We start from the raw sequence: 4925 nt of genomic DNA on the forward strand, positions 1-4925 counted from the left end.
GTAAATGACTGATCGATATGATCCGAATGAACATGAATCATCAATTAAGGAAGCAGTGAATCCTGTTTCACCGAATCCAAAATATACAGTTCAGAATAGTGAAGAGTTTATCCTGAAACCTGCTGGCTTTTGGATTCGATTCTGGGCATATTTAATAGATTTACTTGTCATTTCATCCGTTACTTCAATTGTCATTTATCCGTTGTTCCGTATATTCGGATGGGATGTTCAAGGGACAACATGGTATGCACCGATAGGGTTCATCACAGGGTTTATTTTCTATTTATATTTCGTACTAATGATGAAGTTTTTCCAGCAAACTGTAGGCAAAATGATTTTTGGGTTGCGCGTCATCGCATTGCAAAGCGAATCACTGTCTTTAAGCACCATTTTGTTCAGGGAATGGATTGGCCGCTTTTTCTCGGCAACAATCTTGCCATTGTACTGGGTAGTCGGTTTTACACCTAAAAAACAGGGGTTGCATGACTTCATAGCAGATACGATGGTTATCCACGAGCAAACGTATGAAAAGAAGGTTATCACTACTTACCAGCCTGTTTCCGAATCAAGTCAGTTGCAACCGCCAAATGCATTCTAGTAAGATGTAGGAGTATGAAGGAAAGGGAGGCGTTATCATGGCACAAATTACATTTAAGCAAAAACCCGTAACATTACTTGGCAAAGAAGTAACAGTAGGTGACACGGCGCCAAATTTCACAGTATTAGCTAACGATCTTAGCCCGGTTACATTGGAAGATTCAAAAGGGAAAACAAGATTAATCAGTGTGGTACCATCTTTGGACACAGGTACATGTGATACACAGACGCGTAAATTCAACGAAAGCGCTGCTGAACTTGGAGACGATGTTGTCATTCTGACGATCTCGAATGATTTGCCATTCGCTCAAAAACGCTGGTGTGCAGCTGCTGGAATTGATTCAGTACAAACACTTTCCGATCACCGTGATTTATMGTTTGGTGAAGCATATGGAGTGGCAATAAAAGAATTAAGATTGTTGGCACGTTCAATCTTTGTAGTAGATAGCAATGACAAAGTTACATATGTTGAGTATGTTTCTGAAGCAACTGAACATCCTGATTATGAAAAAGCAATCGCCGCTGTTAAAGCAGCACAAAAGTAAAATCCAGAAACCCACTCGACTATAGAGTGGGTTTCCCATTTGCTCAAAAAAATATTATTATTTTGCGCCAGCATACGTGCAAGATATGTTTGTCTAAAAGGAGAACTTCATGAACAGTTCGATGGAACAGTTATTTACATTTATCGATGAACATGCAAAAAAAATGCAAACAACAGAAGACTTAACGTATATTGAAGGTGTTTTGGAATCGACAGAAATGTGGTTGGATGGTGATATAGAACCGAAAATCCCGACCCTCCAAAAAGAAGATATCCGAAAAGCGATTCAACTTGCTATTTTAAAAGGCATGAAAGAACATGTTCAGGCACATCATCAAATGACCCCTGATTCGCTTGGTCTGCTTGTTGGCTATTTCGTAGATCAATTGACGAAGGATAAACAGCAAGTCTCGATTTTGGATCCAGCGGCAGGAACGGGCAATTTATTATTTACTGTAATGAACTTTTTGCAGGATAAAGCCACAGCCACTGCTGTCGAAATAGATGATATGTTGATTCGTCTTGCAGCATCTACTGGTGACTTGTTGCAGCAACCTGTAACTCTATACCGACAAGATGCGTTACAACCTTTATTGATTGATCCATCCGATGTTGTCATAAGTGATTTGCCGGTGGGTTACTATCCCGATGATAAAACTGCTGCGGGTTATGAGTTGAAAGCGAAGGAAGGCATGTCTTTTGCACATCACTTAATGATCGAACAATCTATCAGACACACGGTTGACGGTGGATACTTAGTATTCCTTGTCCCTCAAGGGATTTTTGAATCACCACAAGCGAAAGAACTTCACGCTTATTTTGCCAACCATGCTTGGATTAAGGCAGTTGTGCAATTACCTGTGAACTTATTCAAAAATGAAGCTCATGCAAAGAGTCTATTGGTGCTCCAAAAGAAATCTGCTGACTTGAAACAGCCAAAAGAAGTGTTACTGGCAAAAGTTCCAAATATGTCAAATAAAGAAGCCATGGCTTTGTTCTTCGAAAAAGTTAAAATGTGGCATCAAGAAAATACGAACTGATAGTTGTTCGCCTCTTTTTTCACCTGTACAATGACTGTATAAGTGGAAAAGGGGCGTTTTTTTATGACTAATATATTGGCAATCAATGCTGGAAGCTCATCGTTAAAATTCCAATTGCTTCAGATGCCTGAAGAACATGTTGTGGCTAAAGGATTAATCGAGCGTATCGGATTGAAAGAACCTATCTTTTCCATGACAACGAATGGGCAGAAAGTCGAATTCATCGAAAAGATTACAAATCACCAGGACGCAGTTCAATTACTCCTGCACCATCTGATAGAACAGAAAGCAGTGAATTCGCTACAGGATATCGACGGCATCGGACATCGATTGGTACATGGTGGTGAAGAGTATAGCGATTCCGTATTAATTGATGATGAAGCCCTTATAGCATTTGAAAGACTATCGGATTTGGCACCACTCCATAATCCTGCAAACATTGCCGGAATCATCGAATTTAAAAAAGCATTACCGCATGTGCCTGCCGTGGCAGTTTTTGATACCGCATTTCATCAGACCATGCCTGAAAGTTCCTTTTTATATTCTATTCCTTACGATTACTATAAGAAATACGGTATCAGGAAATATGGCTTTCACGGAACTTCGCACAAATATGTAACAGGACGAGCTGCAGAATTGCTGAATCGTCCAAAAGAGACCATTCGACTGATATCCTGCCATTTAGGTAACGGAGCCAGTATCGCGGCAATCGATGGGGGACGCTCGATCGATACATCAATGGGGTTCACACCTCTAGCGGGTGTCACGATGGGGACCCGTTCAGGGAATCTGGATCCAGCGCTTATACCTTTCTTGATGGAAAAGACCGAAAAAAGTGCAGAAGAAGTATTGGATGTCTTGAACAAAAAGTCTGGAATGCTTGGTGTATCAGGATTTTCAAGTGATTTGCGCGACATAGAAATGGAAGCTTCGAAAAATAATCCGCGTGCTCAATTGGCTCTCGACGTGTTTGCAAACCGCATTCATAAATATATCGGTTCCTACGCAGCCCGCATGAATGGAGTCGACGCCATCATTTTCACGGCAGGCATCGGAGAAAACAGTGAAATAATCCGTGCAAAAGTATTGGCGGGTCTTCAATTCATGGGCGTCTACATGGATCCAGACTTGAACAAAATTCGCGGAAAAGAAGCATTTATCAGCTTCCCACATTCCCCGGTAAAAGTCATTGTCATCCCGACGAACGAAGAAGTGATGATTGCAAGGGATACAGTGAGATTGTCTGGTTTACAAGGTTTTTGACACGCTAAACTGAAACTTCGAGGCACCATAACCGAACAACGGAAAGATCGAAGCAAAGTAATGCTGACGCTTACTAGGTTGCATGTGAATATCGATATTCCACAGCTACGCTTTCCGCGGGCTTGCGCCGAACTAACTCAAACTGATCGTTCGAGTGGATTTCGACACTTCGCTTTTCCCGCTGGAGTCTCCGCTGTTTTGCTCCATATTTCGGAAGAAATCAACTGTGATAAAAGACTTTATACGGAATGAGACAGAGGAATTAAGAGGTATATAGTTTTGAATTATTTTAGTTTTAGGCTACGTGAGGTTGGCTGGTATGAATAAGTAAAACGTTTCGTCTCATCTCATAACCATGGGGACTAGTGTTTGAGACGAGTTTGATTGATAAATGGTGAGGTTTGAACGATAAATCCTCAGGTTGATCGATAAATGTTCGATTCTGATTGATAAACTACTCAGTTTGATTGATAAATTTTTCACAATCTCAAATCAATAATAAAAAAAACCCAAAGACTCCTGCAAAGAGCCTTTGGGTTCTATTGGTTAATCATGTTCTTCAGTACGAACGACGAGTACGTCACATTTTGCTGCCCGAACGATATGTCCAGAAACGCTGCCGATTAGGAAACGTTCAACTGTGCTCAAGCCAGTCGCTCCACAAATGATAAGGTCTGCTTCCACTTTGGCTGCAACTTCTCTTGCAATCAATGTTTTAGGAGAACCGTAATCAACAAACACATTTACTTTTGTCACGCCAGCCGCTTCTGCTTGCTTCTTATAATTGCCAAGTAGGTCTTCCGCAAATGATTGTGCACGGTCTGCGATGGAACGGTCATAAGCTTCGATTGCAGCAAATGAGCGTGTATCAATAACATTAACGAGATTCAGTGTGGCGTTATTGCGTTGTGCAACTCCAATTGATTTTTTGAAAGCCCATTCCGCTTCTTTGGAACCATCCACTGCAACTAAGATGTGATTGTATGAAAGTGTCATGTTAAATCCTCCTTCAAATTTGTCTGTCGTTAATATAGTTCTTTAAAGGAGGTGTAATTCCTGCTTTTTAACGAAAGATCTTCGACAAGTATCGTCTATTTTGTGACAAATGATTTATTAAGAACAAGATAAACAAATGGAACTGATTACAAAAGCCATCATGCCAGGTGAGGTTCTTTAGGAATGAGCAAGTGTGGGACAACCTCAAGTCCATATTGTTCAAAATTGCCAATATTTATCCGTGCCATATTTCTTTTACACCGTCTTCCTTTTTTCTGATTAGTCCAATAATATATAATTGAAATGTTTTTGAAGCAAATTTCAATTATATCTGATAGAATGGATTTGCTTTCATCAGTTTTAAAAATGTCGATTCATTCGACTTATTAACATTACTCATTTTACATAAATGACTTAGGAGGGTTTTTCAATGAGAATTGGAGTGCCAACAGAAATAAAAAATAATGAAAACCGCGTAGCAATGA

General features: G+C 40.2%; 5 protein-coding genes. 4 read left to right on the top strand and 1 reads right to left on the bottom strand.

Annotated features, from left to right (window positions below):
- The first annotated feature begins 4 nt into the window (after positions 1-4).
- The 4 genes from AC1DSL_RS15705 to AC1DSL_RS15720 all read left to right on the top strand — a co-directional run bounded on the left by AC1DSL_RS15705 (position 5) and on the right by AC1DSL_RS15720 (position 3444).
- Positions 5-598, top strand: coding sequence for an RDD family protein (locus tag AC1DSL_RS15705; protein ID WP_477532904.1), 594 nt, complete (start codon positions 5-7; stop codon positions 596-598).
- Between the two features lie 37 nt (positions 599-635).
- Positions 636-1142 (top strand): thiol peroxidase, encoded by a 507-nt coding sequence (tpx, locus tag AC1DSL_RS15710; protein ID WP_477532900.1) that lies wholly within the window; start codon positions 636-638, stop codon positions 1140-1142.
- 109 nt (positions 1143-1251) lie between these two features.
- On the top strand, positions 1252-2181 hold the full coding sequence (locus tag AC1DSL_RS15715; protein ID WP_477532901.1) for a class I SAM-dependent methyltransferase: 930 nt from the start codon (positions 1252-1254) through the stop codon (positions 2179-2181).
- Positions 2182-2244: 63 nt separating this feature from the next.
- A complete protein-coding gene (locus tag AC1DSL_RS15720) occupies positions 2245-3444 on the top strand; it encodes an acetate/propionate family kinase (RefSeq protein WP_477532902.1) in 1200 nt (399 codons plus the stop codon).
- A 546-nt stretch (positions 3445-3990) separates the two neighbouring features.
- Here AC1DSL_RS15720 and AC1DSL_RS15725 read toward each other — a convergent pair.
- On the bottom strand, positions 3991-4440 hold the full coding sequence (locus tag AC1DSL_RS15725) for a universal stress protein (RefSeq protein ID WP_477532903.1): 450 nt from the start codon (positions 4438-4440) through the stop codon (positions 3991-3993).
- Positions 4441-4925 lie beyond the last annotated feature (485 nt).

Source organism: Paenisporosarcina sp. P4_D4, assembly GCF_056401835.1.